Source organism: Vreelandella titanicae (genome assembly GCF_014697095.1).
In the GTDB taxonomy this organism is placed as follows: Bacteria; Pseudomonadota; Gammaproteobacteria; order Pseudomonadales; family Halomonadaceae; genus Vreelandella; species Vreelandella titanicae.
Window position 1 is genome coordinate 1,885,839 of sequence record NZ_CP059082.1, and the last position, 17,186, is coordinate 1,903,024.

The following is a 17,186-nucleotide window of genomic DNA, read 5'->3' on the forward strand; positions in this document are numbered from 1 at the left end:
GTGCCGTTAATCATTTGTTGGGTTTCACGAGGCTTGCTGCCAGCGATAGGTTAGAAATTCTCAACAATGGCAGGCTAGCGCTGCTGGCCGCTGAGAAAACGGTAATATCGAAGCTGAAACCAGCGCTTGCGTTGACTAGTGGCTTTGTGTCGTTGAACCAGCTTTGAGCATAGTCTCCGACCGTAGCGATGAAACTCGGGTCGGTCTTTCCTTCGGTCGAGGTTGGCGCCAAAAGCGACAGCGGCAAGACCGTGTCTGGGATATGTTGTTCGCCAACCAGATTGTAGCGGTAGGTGGTCTCAATCCGTACCAGTAACGGCTCCTGAATAGGTACTTGGGGTAGCGGCGCGAGCAGTTGATTGAAAAAAGGCTCAAGCCATTGGGTCACTGTGCGCGGAGTATCCCCGTCCAGGGTGTAGTTCGGAATACTGATCAGTGGTACCAGAGGGTTGGCGAATTTCGCCGGTGCTGTGGTGAATTCGAACGCTGGCGTGGTTTTAACATCAAGGTCTGGTGACAGATGTCGGTTGCGCATGACTTGGATTGAAGCCCACCCGCTTTGCAATGCGAACAGGTCGAGGTCGTTGAAGCCGACCTGACGTTCGGAGTCGGTGCGGGCGGTTTCGTAGGCAAGCCATTCGGGCAGGTCTGGGTTTGCCCCTTCGCGTCGCTTGTACTGCCACACTACGGCTCCCGTTGCGGGCGTGCTGTGGATTTCGTGTGGCTCGTAGCTCTGCGAGTTGATAAGTACTTGGGCCAGGGAGAGGAAATTGTCTTTGCTCTCCTGGCTGATCTCAAAACGCTGCGGAATGATCTCGACCTGGGCGTGGCCTTCGTCGGAAGGTGTCAGCAGTATCTCGAAGGTGTATTCAACGCGCGGTGCGGCCTTGGCGAACTGGGCGGTCAGTTTGTCCCTGGCCCACTCATCGTAGGCCGTGGCGACATTCGACGTCACGGCTTCGAAGGCCGCAATGGCGTCCTTGGCTAAGGCGACCGATGGATCCGCGGCAGAAGTCTTGCCGCTGACTGGCCGCAGGTAGGACTCCAGATCGCGCGCTACCGCTGGATAAATCGCTACAAATTGGGCCAGGGCATCGAAAAGTGCCTTATCCTTGCTTGCGCCTACCAGATCATCGTCGGAGATGCTGGCATCTTGGTTAAAGACGACATCGGCCATGACTGAATCCTGGGCCGCCTGCTGTAGCAAATACGTGAAATCGTAGCGCCAGGATTTGAGTTCGGCTGGGCTTTGCGGCGTAGCCATACTCGGGATGCCGGTCTGCGCTTCAACCGTAGCGGGTTGTGGCAAGGCACGTAACGCTACTGGAATGGAAAAGCTATCGCCCTTGGCAGGTTTAATGGGTGTGGTGATCGGCCCGGTGAGCAGAGAGATCCAGTTCGACTGTTCGTAGTTTTCGATCCCTGCGACGCCGCGGATGTCATACTCAATGTGAGTGAGGGTGTAATCGAGTTTCAACTCTACATAGCTCTCTGAGTCGGCTGACCGGGAGGTGGCAAGAAAGGCCAGAGTGCTGGTGTCTTCACCCTGGGTCAGCGGGATCTTGCCGGTGGTTAGGGAGAAGTTGTCGTTAGGTAGCTCTGTGCTGGCTCCTGTCAGTGTTGCACTGGGTTGGCCGAACAAGCGCGGTGGCACATCGGCGCGTCCCAGCGGAGGGGCGTATGAAGTACCCGTTACTGGTAGAACCGCCACTGCCGTCAGCGAGTTTGCGCTGCTGAGCCGGTTCAAAAGAGCCTGTTTTAGTTTCTCAATTGCAGCCGGTTGCAAGCTGTCGTCACCGCCAACAAGTACCGAGGTGGCGGTTGATGAAATGGCGTGAGCAAGGGCCTTCTTGTGCTCAAGCAGGCGCCACAGATACCCCGTTTTTTCGGGCTCGATGGGCAGGCCATCTTGCTTGGTCTCGGGCTCGTCGGTCAAACCGAGTAGCCGGTCGAGCTGGTAGAGCGGCGTTGAAAAGGACGCTGCCAGTACATCATCGACCGCTGTTAACACCTCCTCCAGCCAAACATTTGGATCAACGCTGGTGAAGGTGGTGAGTGTGCCTGAATCGGAAGCTGGATAGGGCGTGCCTGTTTCGTAAGGGCGCAAGTCGACCTCGATGGTGACCAAGTTCGACGCGATAGGTAACGGTGCAAAATAGCTCGCCGTGTTGCCAATCTTGTAGCCGATACCTGCCGGCGTTGCTGCATCTGGCTTGGCCATGCGCACCGCCCAGACGGTCGAGCCGTTACTGGTGCTGGACGTACTTGGGTCAGGTGAACCTGTACCGACTCGCATCTGCCAGTTCTCAGTCTGGAAGGTCTTTTCAAAACGCAGTGCGAACTCGGTCAGTGCCACTGGATAGGTTTGAGTCTCGTCCGTTGCCTTGAGGTTTGGCTGCGGCAGTTCGATAAGCCCATTGGCGGGAATGTTGGAGACCGCTCGCAATCCTCCACGCACGGTGCGCAGGTTAGGTGCTACCCATTCGGCCTGTCGGGTAAAGCTGAGGCCGAGTTCAAGCTGATGAATGTCTGCCGTGGTGTCGATCTCGTTGAGGTCGATGCTGCGGGTAATCGTCGTTTTGTCAGGTGGCGTTGCCGTGTGACCATCCGCACGTGCGGTCAGATAGGTAATCGCCGCGCTCAGATAGGCTAGGATCTGTTCACGTTCGGCTGACGTCAGCGGTTGCGTCTTCTCGGCCATCAGCGAATTTTCGAAGGCCATGGTGACCACCGGGCCGTCCAACCCCATCATCCCGAGTGATGTATAGTCCTGGATAAGTTGAAAGTAGACCCGCGTCAGTTGGGAGAGATCACAGCGAGCGGTACGTTGCCATACTGGTAGTGTGTCTCCAGCACGGACTATATGCAGGTCACTTGCGCGGCTGAGTTGGGTATCTGGCTCATAAGGCGTCGGGTCGAATACCAGTTCGACGCTAAGTTGGGGCGCTCCAGCGTCGCCGGAGTAAGTATAGGCCCGGGTAGTCGAGGGCCAGGCATCGATAGGGATCAGCGCATCGGAGCAGGTCAGCATTGTCCCCAGTGTTCCATAAGGTGGTAGCGTTGTTTGCTCAACCGTGCTGAAGGGATTGGGAATCCGGTTGCCGAACAGATCCAGCCAGTCTAACGCCAACGTTAGCGGCGTTCCGACGCCAAGGTAGGGATTGCCAGTGGGGTCAAGCAGGCTGGTGTCGACCGGTACGGCATTGGTCAATGCCTTACCGGTGAAGCCGAGGGTCTGGCTGTAGTGATAAGGCGTATCCTCTGCCAGCGCTTGTCGCTTTAAAATCCGCGAGCGTGGCGTAGAACTCGGTTCGGCCGGTGGATCCTTCGGGCCGAAGGAGGCTCCCATCTGACTGGCATCGAAATAGGGCGTAGCGACGATCTGCGCACTGAGCAACTGATAAAGTTGCAGCAACGTGTCTTGGGTATAGGTTTTCAAGTCTGCTGTTGTAGGGTTTTCCGGCAGTTGCGGTATCGCACCGCGCTCGCGTTGTAGACTGAAGCCAGCATTACCGAGACCAAGGTTGGGTTTGGCCGCTAAGGCTAGAGGGTCGATGTTAACCACATTTCCAAAGAGCCCCGCCGTATTGCGCGCGCCGTAAATCAATAAGGCCAATGAAGTGTTGAAATAGCGCGCTATGTCGGTGAGCGTTGACCCTGGGGCACCACCAATCTGGTAAGTGAAAGGCGGAATGCGGAAAATCGAAAGGGGGGCTACCGGAACGCCTGGATTCCAGGCCGTAATGTCGGCCTTGGTCACGCCTTGGCCTGGTACGCAGCCAGCAGAGTAATAGTCGGCAAGCGTCTGTAGCGGGTCGGCTGTGGACGCCTGTTGCGGTGTCAATTGGGCAATGAGGCCGGAGATAGGGACATGAGCACCTGCGGTGAGCGTCTCCCTGGGGTTGGCCTTAGCCAGACCCGCCAAGTCGAGCCCATAGGCCGCAGTAATCTCGGAGGGTGTCAGGCCGGAGACATCGCCGCTGGGGGCTGGTGCCGAAGTGCCGGTTAGCTGCACCACCGAGGATTTTGGATCGATTGGTGCCGAGGTGACTAGGGCGTTCACTGCGTTGAAGACCCTTGTCGCCGATTGCAACGCAGCGTCACGGCGCAAGGTGATCACCAGTGTCAGCGTTGCTGTACCGTCGTTATCGAATAAGCCCGTTGGCAGGCCAGAGCCGGTGACGAGGTTTTGATAGAACAGGAAACTACCACCTGAATTGACGGTACTTAGTTCCCACAGCAGCTTGATGAACTCCGCTGGGGCCATAGCGATCCCCGTCGGTGGTTCCTCGGCCAACTGGGCATTGGCACGAAATGCACCTGCCGGAGGGTTGGTCTCGGTGGAAAGGTTCGACTGTACGATGTAAGACAGGAAGTCAGACGGCGCCTGGCTGGTTAGCCCCGGTACGCCGTTATTGATGTCGGCATAGGTCAGGAACAAGCCACTGACAAGGTCTTCGCCGATGCTTGCCATGGAGGTCAGCAATCGCTCCAGCAGTACCGACTCCCCTGGGTTGGGGCCAATAATCTCATAGGCATAAGGCGCGAAGTCCTGTGCTGGCGAGCCGCTATTCCCCGGCCCCGGCGGTACGATGTCATTGGCGTCAGGCCGCTGCGGTGCCTGATCAGCTGTTTGTGCTAATGCCTTGATGCGGAAGTCGATCCGTGTCGCGAAACTGTAGTCATCAATCGGTTGGAAGGCGGTCTTCTGCGTGGCCGGGTCTGTGGTGCCGACTTCCGGAATCAGCGGCGGCAGATAAGGTTGCATCTCGCTGAAGGACAAGCCCTGGGCTGCGAGCGCGGCCTGGTTTGCCTCAATGATCTGTTGTAGCGCTGGTGACAGTTCGAAAAGGATCGGGCTTGCCTGGGGCGCACTGGCTTGGTCGGCGACTTTGCTTTGTCCCGCCGGAGGCGCACAAACCGCTGCAAGCCCCGCGCTATCGGCGGTCTTCCATGGTACATAGGTCGCCATACCATAGCTGCGCGGTTCCAGTTCTGTCTCCGGTGTTATCATCAGCGCCTCGACGCGTGGCTTGTAGCCATTGGTGCGGGCGGTATCGACTACCTGGGTTAGCAAACCGGCTTGGGAAATGTTATCGAAACTTGCTGACGTGCTGCTGCCAATACTGATCCAATCGTAATCTGGCGTATCGGGGCGGCTAAGGGTGATCGTATAGTCGTCACTGCGGTTCGCCAGTGGTACCTGCTGGCCGGTCAACTGATAGAGGCTGTAAGCGGTTTGAGTATCCCAATAGGGTGCGCCGTAGAGAAAATCTTTTGGTAACGTGAGTCCTGGTGCCACCGGAAGCCGCATACCGTGCAACATATAGCGCGCAGCCATGCCGGCGGTTTGGCCGAGTGAGCCGGTGGCGACGATGGACGGCCAAAGGCTGTCCTCGGGGAGCACAGAGAGCCGCGGTACGGAGAAGGCTAGATCCGTGTCGGTTCGGAACAGATTCGCTTTGGCCATGGTACTGGCGGTCAAGAAGCTTTCCTTCGGCACATGGTAGCGTGCCAGGATCGTCGCGATGGTATCTTCATCCCTGGTCGTATAGGCAACATCGGGAACACAAGTCTGTACGGCTGCGGCGAGCAGTCCTGCTTGGGTGTAAAGCTGCGTCTCCTGAGCAAGTGCCTCAAGAGTTAGATTCACGCCAGCAGCGATAGTATTGAAGTCGTCGCCGGGCTGAGTGTTATAGACCTTATCGTTGAGCTCGACAGTGATTCCGGAGGCGATCAGGTTATTTTGGCTCCGGTTCTTAGTGATCAGGCTCGCCGGCTCAATGCCATAACGGCCAGCAATGGCTTGCAGCGTGTCACCCGACTGCACCATATATGGGATACTCGCCAGCTTAAGTGTCAGTCCCGCCGTCAGTGGATAGGTCATATTGGACGCGATCAAGTCTGCGGCATTGAGTTGATCAGCCAGCATATTATTCGCCCAGTTTACAATTGTATTGATCGAGGTCTCGTCGGTCAGCGGATAGGGGTAGTCATCGAAGACGTCGAGTGCCCGCTGAACCAGCTGCCTGGCCAGCAAGACAATGTAGTCGGTGAGTATCGTGGCTGCCATCGGCACTGAAGGGCTAGCGCTCTGGTCGAGTGTTTGTGTGCCATCGCCATCGGTCTCGCTATCAACATTGGCGGCCGTTTCGGCAAAAATTTGGCGTACTAACATCTGATAATCGGTGTCAGCACTAACATAGGCACTTAGGTCGATCGTTACTTCGCCAGTGTCCTGGGTAGGATCCGGCACGCTGAGGCGCAAAAATGGCAACGCCGGGAACAGCGTAGCGCCAGCATTGAGTGCCGCTCGTCGCTCCTCGCTTAGATTGGCGTCGGGCAAACTGATCTTCACGGTGAAGTTTTCTGCCAGAAAGGCCTCAATCTGTGCAGGAGTGAAGGGTTCAATGTCAGGATCTGACAGGGTTTGCAGGATACCCTCAACCGCCGCACGTGACAGGGTGCCGGTGGCCGTGCTCGGCAGTGGCAGTCCGGTCTCATGCGTTACGCTATGCAGGATCCATGGCAATAGTTGGGCACAGAGCTTACCAAAGGAGGTGTCGGCGCCATCTCCCGCTGGGGATGTACCTTCAGTGGGTTGCTCTGGTGCATCCATTGAGAACAGTACTACAAGGGCACCTTCTTGCTGAGCGTAGCCAGCATTTTCCGCACCGAGAACCGTCATCTGGGTCGCTAGGGTGATCTCCAGAGTGTCCGGGCTTGCGGTGAGGCTTTGCTGGCGCTTCATACGCGCCAACCCTTGCGTGGCATCGAGGCGGAAAGCTCGGTGATAAATGCCGTAGTCGAATAGCGTGCGGGGCACAGGCAAACAACGCTGGCGCTGATAAGCGCCATCTGCAGTCACGCCAATAAACACTGCCTCGGGCAGTTGGCGTGATGGATCGTCCCATGGCGCCTGGCTATCACTGCCAATTGTCAGCTCTTCGCGAATCGTAGCCGCAAATGACAGGCTGATAGAGATAGAGAAGAGCCCGAGGTCGATTTTAACTTTGACCGAGACGTTAACCTCGGCGGCCAACATCAAGGGGATCTTACGGAAGCTTTCGTAGGTGATCTGGATATACACTTTCACCGTGATATCCAAATCAGCCTTGATAATTGCAAAGTTGATCGACCCATAGAGCCGGCCGATTAATCCGAAGGTGCCTGTCAGCTTGAAATAATAGTCACCCTGCACCTCGTTTGAGCTGCTGGAGCGGGTTAGTTGATAGGGGTGGGTTAGTTGATAGGGGTGCCAGGCCGCAAGCGTGCCCTCAATGATGCCGAAGATAGTGATTGAGAAACCGGCCTTCAGAATGCCGTACTCAACCGAGCGCCCGAGACCAATTTCTGCACCGAAGCCGAAGACGATGACCGGGTGGAAGGTACCTCTCGTCGTTACCGGTAGGTTCGGTGCGGTAGCGTTGGACAGCTTGCCGAAATAAAAGCCAGCAGAACCCAACACCGGAACACCATAGATGATTGCTTCAACTCTGAAAGATCGGCTGAAGTCCATATTTTTCGGGAAACCGAAGTCGATTAGGAAATCACCATTGGTGTAGATCTGGATGCCGATAACTGGCAGGGTGACCTTAAAGGCGCCAAAATCGAGGTTACGCAGAACCCCTGGCAGCGTGAACTCAATTTGATAAAGCCCGATATCGTCGGTGATACGTTTGTAGAGAACGTCGATCTCAAGACCATCTAAGACCTTGACCTTTTCCCCGTTGAGAGCAATGCGCAGGCCGTAAAGATTGGGATCGTTAAAGACGATCTGCATATCAACCGAATAGGTGTTCGTGGCCGGAATCTTAAGCACACCGAAATGCAGCGCTGCCAACCAGTTAGAGGAGGGGTTGTAGTAGGGCTGTCCACTCTTTTGCTGGCTCGGATCGAACGGTATACCAGGGCCGTCGGAGGGCGGAATATCTGCCAGTGCTTTAATCACGGCTTTGGTGGAATCGAAAGCACCCGGGTCATAGATGGCCACCCGCTGACCGAGTGCCATCATGTAAAGATGGAAGTAGCTGTTCCCGCGCCCGGGAACATCCGGCATGTTCTTGACGTCCTGTCCTTCGCTCTCTTTGTTAAACAGCGGTTCATTCTCAAGACCGGGGATCTGCGTCTTACCATCGATCACCAGTGTGGTCTTGCCGTCGACCTGGCGGAAGACGAGACCATGGACAGTAAGGAAGCCCAGGTTGATCGATGATGGTAGCTTATAATGAGCGCTAATCCGGTTTTTGACGCCACTCTTCAGATCAAAGCTGATCGACAGCCCATCGAGTGAGATCGTATTGAGCATATCCCAGGGGCTCGACAGGGTGAAATAGGGATCGCCCAACATCTCCATCAGCGCCGTAACGAGACCGCCGACGGTCCAGCCGTTCATCGAGAAGGTGATGGTCTCTTCAGTGAATGAATATTCGGCGCGAAAGCCCTTCCAAGCCATCCACAGTACTTGACTGTACTGTTCGGCCGCGACGGTGTCACGCATTGCCTGGGTCATTGGCATCACAAGGCTCTGGACATCATTTTTGGCTGGGCCGAAACGGTAGCCGATCTCGACCGTGGCGCCGATGGTGTCGAGGGTAATGGTGCCAATGATCTGGCCGGAAAACTCCGTTCCCGCCTGACGGTTGCCATCATATTGCAAGCCGATGTCTGCCAGCGTTGCCACCGGGAAGTCTGGGGTCAGTTGGAAGTTCCAGCTAAGTTTTCCAGAGATTTTGTAAGACGATTGCTGCTGCTTTTCGGCAAGTATGGGAAGCGCTGCACGATACTGGGCATTGGTCAGTGCCCCGACCGGGCGCACGGGGCTTGTCCAGCCAGCGCCCAGGTGGCGGCCCGCCACATGCCTGGCTGGACGAATAAGCGCAGTGCTAGCCTTGTTGTCTTTGGGATTGGAAGAGACCACTGGGATTTCTGCATTCAGTGCAAATGCCTCGACGGTCAGATCACCGGGGATAAAATCTGGCAGTTGGTAGGCATCAAAAAATTGCCTCAGCAAATCGCTGATTGAGACCGGCTCCAAAAGAGCAGTGTCGAGACTCCAGACCGGCGGTTGTGCAGTACCGTCGTAGTCGACGCGCATAGAAGCAGAGAGCGGCCCAACCTTAACCTGGCCGTCGATGGAACCGGTGTAGACGGTCGCCCCCTTTTGATTATCCGTGCGGTTCGGTGTGCTGGCGCCGAGTTTAAAGGCCATGTTGCTGATTTCGACCAGCTTCTGCCCATCCGGTGTCTGGATAAAAGGCACGTCCAGCGAGGCATCTACGGTAAAGCCTAACTGGTAGGCTTTTTCACTGGTCTGAACGGCGATAATAATATCGGAAAATTCTACTTCTACGCCTTGTGGCATACCGATGGCGCCGCCGGTGACACCCATCAGGACGTCATTCATGGACGCCTTGCCATCGAAGTTGCCGTTAAAATTAAGATCCTGGTCGATCTGAATGCGGAATTCACCACCCGGCGAGCCATCCTTCTGGCGGAAAATGTCGGGGAATAACGTAAAGAGGGCGGAAAAATTGGCGAAGGTCTTGCTGGGTTTATCGCCCGCCATCTGCATACGCCAGTTGAACGAGAATGCTTGGATCTCGAATTGCTCGCCGGATGTTGGATCAATGAACAGCGGAATCGGTTTGCCCTGTACCGAACCAAGCTGGGCGGCGAGGCTCGTCACCCCCATTGTCGGGCTGGCTGGTCCGGCAATCTGAAAGCCCTGCATTTGCACGCTGGCGAGATATTCCTGCAGTACCGGCGGCACCGAGCGGAAATAGCTCTGGCCGGCCATCAGCGCGATGACTGCGCTCGGCGTAATCGGCTTGTCACTGTCGGCAGCCGCAATCGAGAAGGCGTAACTGTAACGGGCGCTGGTTCCTGACGGTGATTCGGCGGCTTTGGGAATCAGGCTACGCAGCAGCACAGGAATCTCTGTCCCCTCGTCGACGGACTGCAGCGTGACGACGGCTTCGACAAAATATTGCGGATTCTGGTTGTAGGTCTTTTCGGCAGCTTCCCCTTCTTCTGCCGGCAGCTCGCCTTCCACTGTTTTGACGACAAAGCCGATGCGGGGCAGTGACACATCAATGAAAAACAGCTTGAGGTCGCCTGCCGAAGGAATGCCAGCTGAGACATCCATTTCTGGAACGAAGGTGTTTTTAAGATCAGCCGAACTAAGCCTGACTGGTCCCGATAGCACTAGGTCGGACGGGTTCGGCAGGCCCTGGATCAGGTTGAGGATAAGCTTGACCGTGCTGGGCACCACAAAGTTGCCATACAGGTTCTGGCCCGTGGCCATGGGTACCGATGCCCCGTTGAAGTCTAAGGACTGTTCCGCCGTGGTATAGAAAAACCGTTGTTCGATCTGCTCCAATACGCTGTAGGGGTAGCCACTCATAGCGGTGAAGAAATCCTTCAACTGCCATTCTTGTGGCGCGACATCGATACCGAGAATCGGTGTATCGCTGTCGTTATCCTTGCCTATGATATAAGTCTGACTGGTCGGCGCGTTAAGGAAAGTCAGGGAGACCTCCGGGATAGAGAAGCTCCCGCTGGTTACTTCGCTGACCGAGGCGCGGCTGTAGGTGATCTCCAACCCGTTGGTATCGTCGCTAAGTCGGAAGGCAGCTTTTATGTCAGCCGTAAAGTTCTCCGGTGGCACCAATCCGGCGTTGACCCAGAAGGTGTCGTTGAGAATCACTGGGCCGTCTGGCGCATTGGCGAAGGCGTCGCGCAGCTTTTGGATCGGAGTTGGATCAGCCATGGGGGAGCTCCTAAATCGTCGCGATCAGCGCCATGTGGTCGGAGGTGGTGAAGATGCGGCCGTAGTTGTTCCACTGGCGAAACACATCCAATGCTGGCAGTGGAGCATCGTTTCCATTTCGATTGGTATTCGTGATTTGCGGCGGTGGTGCCTGATATTCTGGCGCTGCCATCTGCATCGGCCAGGTGTAGAAACCTTTGGGCGGATTGTACGGTGGTGCCGGAACCACATCATAGGGCTGGGGAACTGTACCGTTCATGATGCTGATTTCGGCCATTGGACCATTAGCAGCGGTGCCATAGCGAGCCAGGATATTGTCGAGACTGTAGTTCTTGACCGAGGACTGGGAGGACCCGGTTATACCGAAGCAGGGGTAGTAATCAGCGATTGTTCCCGCATAGCGATAGGTGGCTCTTCTCACCGGTTTGAGGTGTGTCGCCAGATAACCGGTATAGCCGTTAAATGTTGCCGGATTAAGAGAGCCAAACGGAACCGGAGTTGGCGAGGTGAGCGCCATGTCGTAGCCTAGATCAGTCAACGGCTCATAGGCGTCGGTTTGCACCAGCACAGCAGGATCCCTGGTCTGATCATAATCGGTCAGATTCAGGTTGAAGTCCCCCAGCACCGCTTTGACTTCGTTTATAGCGGGAGCGGAAGAAATTTCCTCAGTTCCAGCCATAGTCCTCATGAACTGAATGGCATCGTTCGTATTGGCTGGAGAATGCACGATGAAGAAGTTAAGCATGCGCACAACCGCGCCACTGCCATCTATCTCGCCAAAGGTCACTTGATAGGGTGTTCGCTGACTGTCGAAATCCATTTCGTGCCCTGCATAGGGAGCTCCAACCTTCATGTGAAAGACAGTGTTCGCAGCACAGATGTCTTCCTGAGTACCTGCGTTTGGCAATCCTGCGGGGACTTGCCGGCTGGGTAACACACCAGCAAACATACCTGGGTAGGCTGCAGTGGCTGGAGCCGGTACTTGGTTTGGATCTGTGGCAGGGCCCTGAGCTCCGGGCCAGACCCTAGGGCCTGTGAAGACGAGATTACTGCTGTCGTAGAACACAGCGACGGAATCGAAGGCACCAGTCTGGAGGGGAGGTACCAACATCCAGTTCGGATTGCCACTGGCCTCGCGCAGGCCCTCCAGTAAATAGAGGCAACCTTCGCCACCGAGCCCAGTGTCGAGAAGGCCTGGTGTCAGGTTGTTTGCGTTGAACTCAGTCGACACTTCAATGACAACGAAGATGTCGGGAAAGATGCGGCTTCCATCGGGAAGTGTCAGCGACAGGTTGTCGATAATGTAGCCGAATATCCCCGTGGAAACTTCCCACTCGCTCAGCCCGAACGCCGGGTTTGCACTTAAGCTTAACTGGTTGATTTTGTGAATATCAAACTTGTCGATATTCCAGACCATTACCCGGGTCATGACGATGTCTCCTTGTCCTGCGGCTGATCAGGTGCGTGACCTATTTGCTTTGCTGGAGCCAACAATTTTTTCTGAGCCGCATCCTTGTCGATATAGGCGGCGTACCACCCCAAGGCACCGCTGCCTGTTGGGTCACCGAATAGGAAGAAGTTAATTGGGCTGGAGGGCAACTTCGCCAACCCGAGGAAGGAGAGTGCGATATTGTTGAGCCGCAATACGAAAGCCCGTTGGTCAGCGGTTATGGCCTCCTGACGCAGCAGTAAGCTATCGATGGAAAGCTTCATGACTCCCTGAATGGAGAGAAGCTTGGCACCGGGCGCTGCGCCCGGCAGTTGCAGACCGACGAAGACCGCAGGGGCCGCCGCACCCTTGCCCGAGCTCGGCGCCCAGGCCAGTAGCATCTTTGAGGAGAAACCGGCAGCGGAGACTAGAGCTCCCGGCGTACCCATACTTACCGTATAGCTGATGCCGTACCAGGGGCCGGAGATTGCCTGAACTTTCGGCTCAATGCCCACGGGAAGGTAGCCAAAGTCGATTGGCCGCTTGTCTTCCGCACCGGCGATAAAGCCTGAGACGCTGAGGGCAAGATCCTTGAACAGGCTATGGTCGCGCGCCTTGCTAGCACCCGCATCCAACCCGAGCCGTTCGGTCTCAAAGGTAAAGGTCACCGCATTGGGCGCATCAATCGGCGAGCTCATAGCGATTTCCAGGCCCGAGAAGGCGAGGCCGCTCGGTGGGTCGTTGACCTTGGCACCCTCAGGCAGGCCGAAGGAGAGGAGGTCGACGTGACGAGTGGTATCGTTGTCGGCCACTGAAAGCTGGGCGAACTCGAAAATACCGTTCATTATAAAGCGGCTGCGGATAGTGCCGCTTTTATCCGTCGATAAAGTATTGAATACCACCCGCTGTAGCGCCAGGCTTGGCAATGCGCTGTTGTTCAGCTCGAACACATTGGTGTTGTTTTGTTCGAACACATAGACGGGAGTTGCCCCTTGGCGCTGGTAGCTGCCACGTAGCACCACCGCCGTCGCAGGCAGTTTACCAATTGAGCCGTAACCTTTGGTAACCGGCGACATAAACAACTGATTCATGGTGAGCTGAATACGGCTACGAAAGTCAGTCTGCGCGGCATTCTCGAACAGCGTCTGCAGCTGCAGCACGGTGAAGCCAAAGTCACCTTGGGTAGCGAGCGCCTGGGGCATCTCCGGATTGCCACCCGCAGCAACATAAGCTTGGTACTGGGGCAGTTGATAATCGATCAGGCCGAACAGGCTGCTTGGCACCTGCATGGTCACCTGGGTGCCGTCGACGCTCACCCGGCTGGCAGTTGCGCCGAAGTGATGCGCTTCGAAGCGAGAAAAATCGATGCCTGCCGTTAGTCCCTTGATTTGGTCGGGAAAGCCTGATGGATCCACCTTTGCCTTGAGGACGATAAAGCCTTGCCAGTTTGGATCCTGCACAATCCGGGCGAAGTTAGCGTAAAGCGTGTTGCTCCTTTCTTCTGCCTCTTTGATTCCTTCGTTTAGATAGGTTTGCAGATAGGACGAAAGCCCAGCCAGTGCAGTAGCGGCATCCCCCTGTCCAGTTAGCGAGAAGTCATCCACTCCGACCCACTGATTAGGATTTTTGACCCTTTCGGTCAATGCCCCATCGCAGTATTTTAGAATCAGGATATTGCTGTAGGCGGTAGTATTGAGGCTATCGCCAACCGCTGCCGTCATGCCCCAATCTGCGATGACCACATCACGCTCAAAGATAGCGGTGGCATTGGCTGGAGAAGGTTCACCAAGGTGCTTTGGATTGACGATGACGGCCAACAGTTGGTTGGTTTGGAAAAGGTTCTGTAAATCGGCATCGGGCTCGATAAAGCCAAAATCTACTTCGTCGGTTGCTGGCTTCTTCGCGTTCGACTTGGCCAAAAATATCTTCTGGTAGAGCGCCTCGGCCCCTCCCGCTGAGGCTGTGGCGATCTCGGCGTAAAGCCCCTGGGGGGTAGTCGATTGATGTGTCACATCGTGGGTGTTCGGTATTGCGCTGTTGTCCTTCGCCGCCCTAAGCTCGACCACGGCGCGGATACTGGACACCCCTAGTAGGGCTTTGCGCTCTGCACTCAGAATCTGGCTTTCGAAAGTACCGACCAGGTCGTCAGGGAAACCGTCGTTGTCCTTGGTCAGCCCGGCATAAGGTGCGAAGGGCAGCAGTAACTTTGCATTCGCTGGCTGAGCGATTGGCGACGGGGTTGGCAGCGGTGGAAGTACCGCAAGGGTGCCTGCTTTAGCACTTGCACCCGGAGCATATAGCGGGCTGCCTTGTGGCTGCGCTAGATAGGCTGCTGCACCTCTCGGGCCATTGATAATAGCGCCATGGCTAGTGGTGTAGTCTGTGATGAGCCGCTGCTTGGGAACGGCCGCGCCCGGATCGTCGAGACTGGCACTGGGGAAGGGGAAAACCGGCGCGTAGGCTGAGCAATTGGGTTGGAACTGTACCCGGTCGTAGGAGGCTCCGGCCTTGTAGGGGGTGATTTGGAGCAGCTCCGAACCGAACAGTCCAGGCAGTACCAGGCCACTTCCGTTAGTGCTGAGAGCATAGTCGCCGGCTGGCGCGAAATAGACCTTTGCAAATGGGCCATTAGCTCTATCCCGCGTTTGGAATACCAGCGCCCCGCAGTTTCTCACGGGTAAGTCATCTTCACCGTAACCACCTTGTGCCACCAGCCCGACCGGGTTGCCATGTTTATCACGAAACCAGCTGGCGATATCGGTACCGTCGGCAAAGCCAAACAGGCTACGGTAAAGGCCAATGCTGGGGTCAGAGAGTGCGCCAGTATTTAGCTTATCCAGGGGGTCGAGTGCGGCGGAAAAGCTGAGCGCGGGCAGTTCCTTGGTAACCTCGAATAATGGATATATTTGCCGCTGTTCAGCGCCCTTGCCATCAGCATAGAGATAGTGAAAGCCCGTCTCGAAATAGCTGATCGGACTCCACTTATTTGTCCGTGTCATTAATCCCTTAACGGTTAGACAGCCAGCGAGATCTCCCTGAAATGGAATGACCAGATCGCTCTCGGCCTCCGGTGCGCCGAAGCCATCGTCTGTGTTAAATGCAATCTGCTGCGCTCCGGATTGCCGGAATAGCAGCCCTTCGTCTCGCATCGTTAGCGTGACTTGGCGAGGGATCGATAGGGTAAGTTGGCCGAAATGTAAATTGTAATTGCTGGCTGTGGAAGTGGTGCTGAGGCCCTGGAAAAATGTGATTGTGGTCTCGTTTGGCGCTCCAAATGTCGGCGTTGCCGTGTCGGGCATCCACAACACCGCTGATCCGGTAAAGCGTTGCGGATTACCGATGCCGAACTTGTCATTCAGCCACTCCTGTACGGCAGTGATAAAGGTCTCAGCTTCAGCTTTGTTTTTTAGCGGTGGCGAGTCGGTCGAAAATAGGAAATAGCCCGCGTTGAAGGCTTCCGGCAAGCCCAAGGTGGCAGGGGGACTGCTATCGCCGCGGTAAATAAAGCCAACCCATCCAACTGTCTCTCTAGTTGGTTTTAGCGTATAGAGCGCGCTAGTGAAGTCTTGGGCAAAAAATGGCTCATCAGTCATGCGGATCTCCTTCGCGCGCTTCATCGGACACCCTTTGAGGGGCGGCGACTTGAGGCCAGGCGATGTTAGCCACCGAGGCTGAGACCTGTGTTTCCGGGGTGGTGGCGGTCTTAAAGAAACATTGCAGGAACAGCATGCCGGGCCCTATCTCGGTTGGCACAGCCAGGGTGATCTTCGCGCCCTTGGCTATGTGCAGGTTGCCGGCGCTGATCTCATCCGGGTAGACCTGCACCGGTGCGAGTTGGGTTGTCGTCATGGCGGCAACCGCGCTGCCTTGGAAGAGGAGTTCGAAATTTGCCGTGTTGGCGGAGACTCCCCGCACAGTGGTATTGGCGGTGAGAGTAGCGTCGAGCTGGGTAACATAGTGGCCGACTACCGGCAGACCTTTGGCCTGCCAAGAAGCGATATCGCCTTTAAAGCAAAAAGTTTGCCCCGACTGCGTGGCGCTGACGTCGGCCTCCAAAGAAGAGAAATGCGGCGCGGCCTTAAGCTCAAGCTTGATTTTTCCCGTTGCAGTGGCTTCATCGTTGGCGAGATTCAGGATCAGCTCCGGCTCCGTATAACCGAGCAGGCGCTTGCCCATTTCTCGGCCAGCCAGTGCTAGCTTAACAACGACCTGGCCCATACCAGGGGCGACTTTTGCTTCAATGGTGAGAGGCCCCGCGGTGGCTTGATACGGGGCTAGGGCGTTGAAAAATTCAATCACCTCATCTGTGCTGAGTGCACGAGGACGCCCATTCAGCAGTTTTTCGGCTTGCGTCATGACTGCAGATCCGATCATAGGTCGATAAACCCAGTCCGTGCGCCAAGGTGACGACAGCGCTACGCAGAGACTGCGCAAAGACTACGCTCTGGCATTTGAGCCAAAGCGTAGGCGTTGTGGTTAGGATTAATTCGCTGAGGAAAGCGGCCAGCTCGCAACAAGGGCGTTGAAAGGCACTGTACTCGTGGCCGTCTTGATCTTTAAGTTTGCCGCTACCGCCCCGTTCTGCATTGATGTTGGTATCGTCAGCGTAAAGGTGCCGCCTTCTTCGATGGTGATAGAGCCTGCCTTAATTTCGAAAGGGGTTGTAATCTCTGGAGCAAACTGAGTCATGGTGCCCGACCATAGCGTCATCGATCCATAAATAATCGATACTGTTGCGTTCTGACGGGAATCACCGCTCACGGTGGTGTCGATAGATACTTCTGGGGTGATTGAATAGCTGAATTTCAGCGGCGCGCTTGTCATCAGTTCAGCTGTCAGAGTATCGCTCATGGTATTTTCTCCCTAATATAGGCATAAGTTAAAGATCATTTATATGCAGGGCGACGCACTACTTTAGTGGTCTAAGTAAGTATTGGTTCATGGGATGAAAAGTGTCAACGTCAATCCAATTAAAAAGTATTATTT

At 55.7% G+C, this 17,186-nt stretch carries 5 protein-coding genes; all 5 read right to left on the reverse strand.

Features of this window, described 5'->3' with window-relative positions; genetic code table 11:
• Window positions 1-10: 10 nt before the first annotated feature.
• Window positions 11-10,771 carry a LysM peptidoglycan-binding domain-containing protein gene (locus tag HZS52_RS08775; RefSeq protein ID WP_190374570.1) on the reverse strand — a complete coding sequence of 3,587 codons (10,761 nt, stop codon included), beginning with the start codon at window positions 10,769-10,771 and terminating at the stop codon, window positions 11-13.
• 10 nt (window positions 10,772-10,781) lie between these two features.
• Window positions 10,782-12,200 carry a hypothetical protein gene (locus tag HZS52_RS08780; protein WP_190374571.1) on the reverse strand — a complete coding sequence of 473 codons (1,419 nt, stop codon included), beginning with the start codon at window positions 12,198-12,200 and terminating at the stop codon, window positions 10,782-10,784.
• Entirely contained in the window at window positions 12,197-15,793 is a 3,597-nt protein-coding gene (locus HZS52_RS08785; RefSeq protein WP_138799354.1) for a hypothetical protein, read from the reverse strand. Before HZS52_RS08785 ends, HZS52_RS08780 begins: the two co-directional genes overlap by 4 nt.
• Entirely contained in the window at window positions 15,786-16,556 is a 771-nt protein-coding gene (locus HZS52_RS08790) for a hypothetical protein (RefSeq protein ID WP_190374572.1), read from the reverse strand. Before HZS52_RS08790 ends, HZS52_RS08785 begins: the two co-directional genes overlap by 8 nt.
• A gap of 126 nt (window positions 16,557-16,682) precedes the next feature.
• Window positions 16,683-17,051 carry a hypothetical protein gene (locus HZS52_RS08795; protein WP_022521864.1) on the reverse strand — a complete coding sequence of 123 codons (369 nt, stop codon included), beginning with the start codon at window positions 17,049-17,051 and terminating at the stop codon, window positions 16,683-16,685.
• Window positions 17,052-17,186 lie beyond the last annotated feature (135 nt).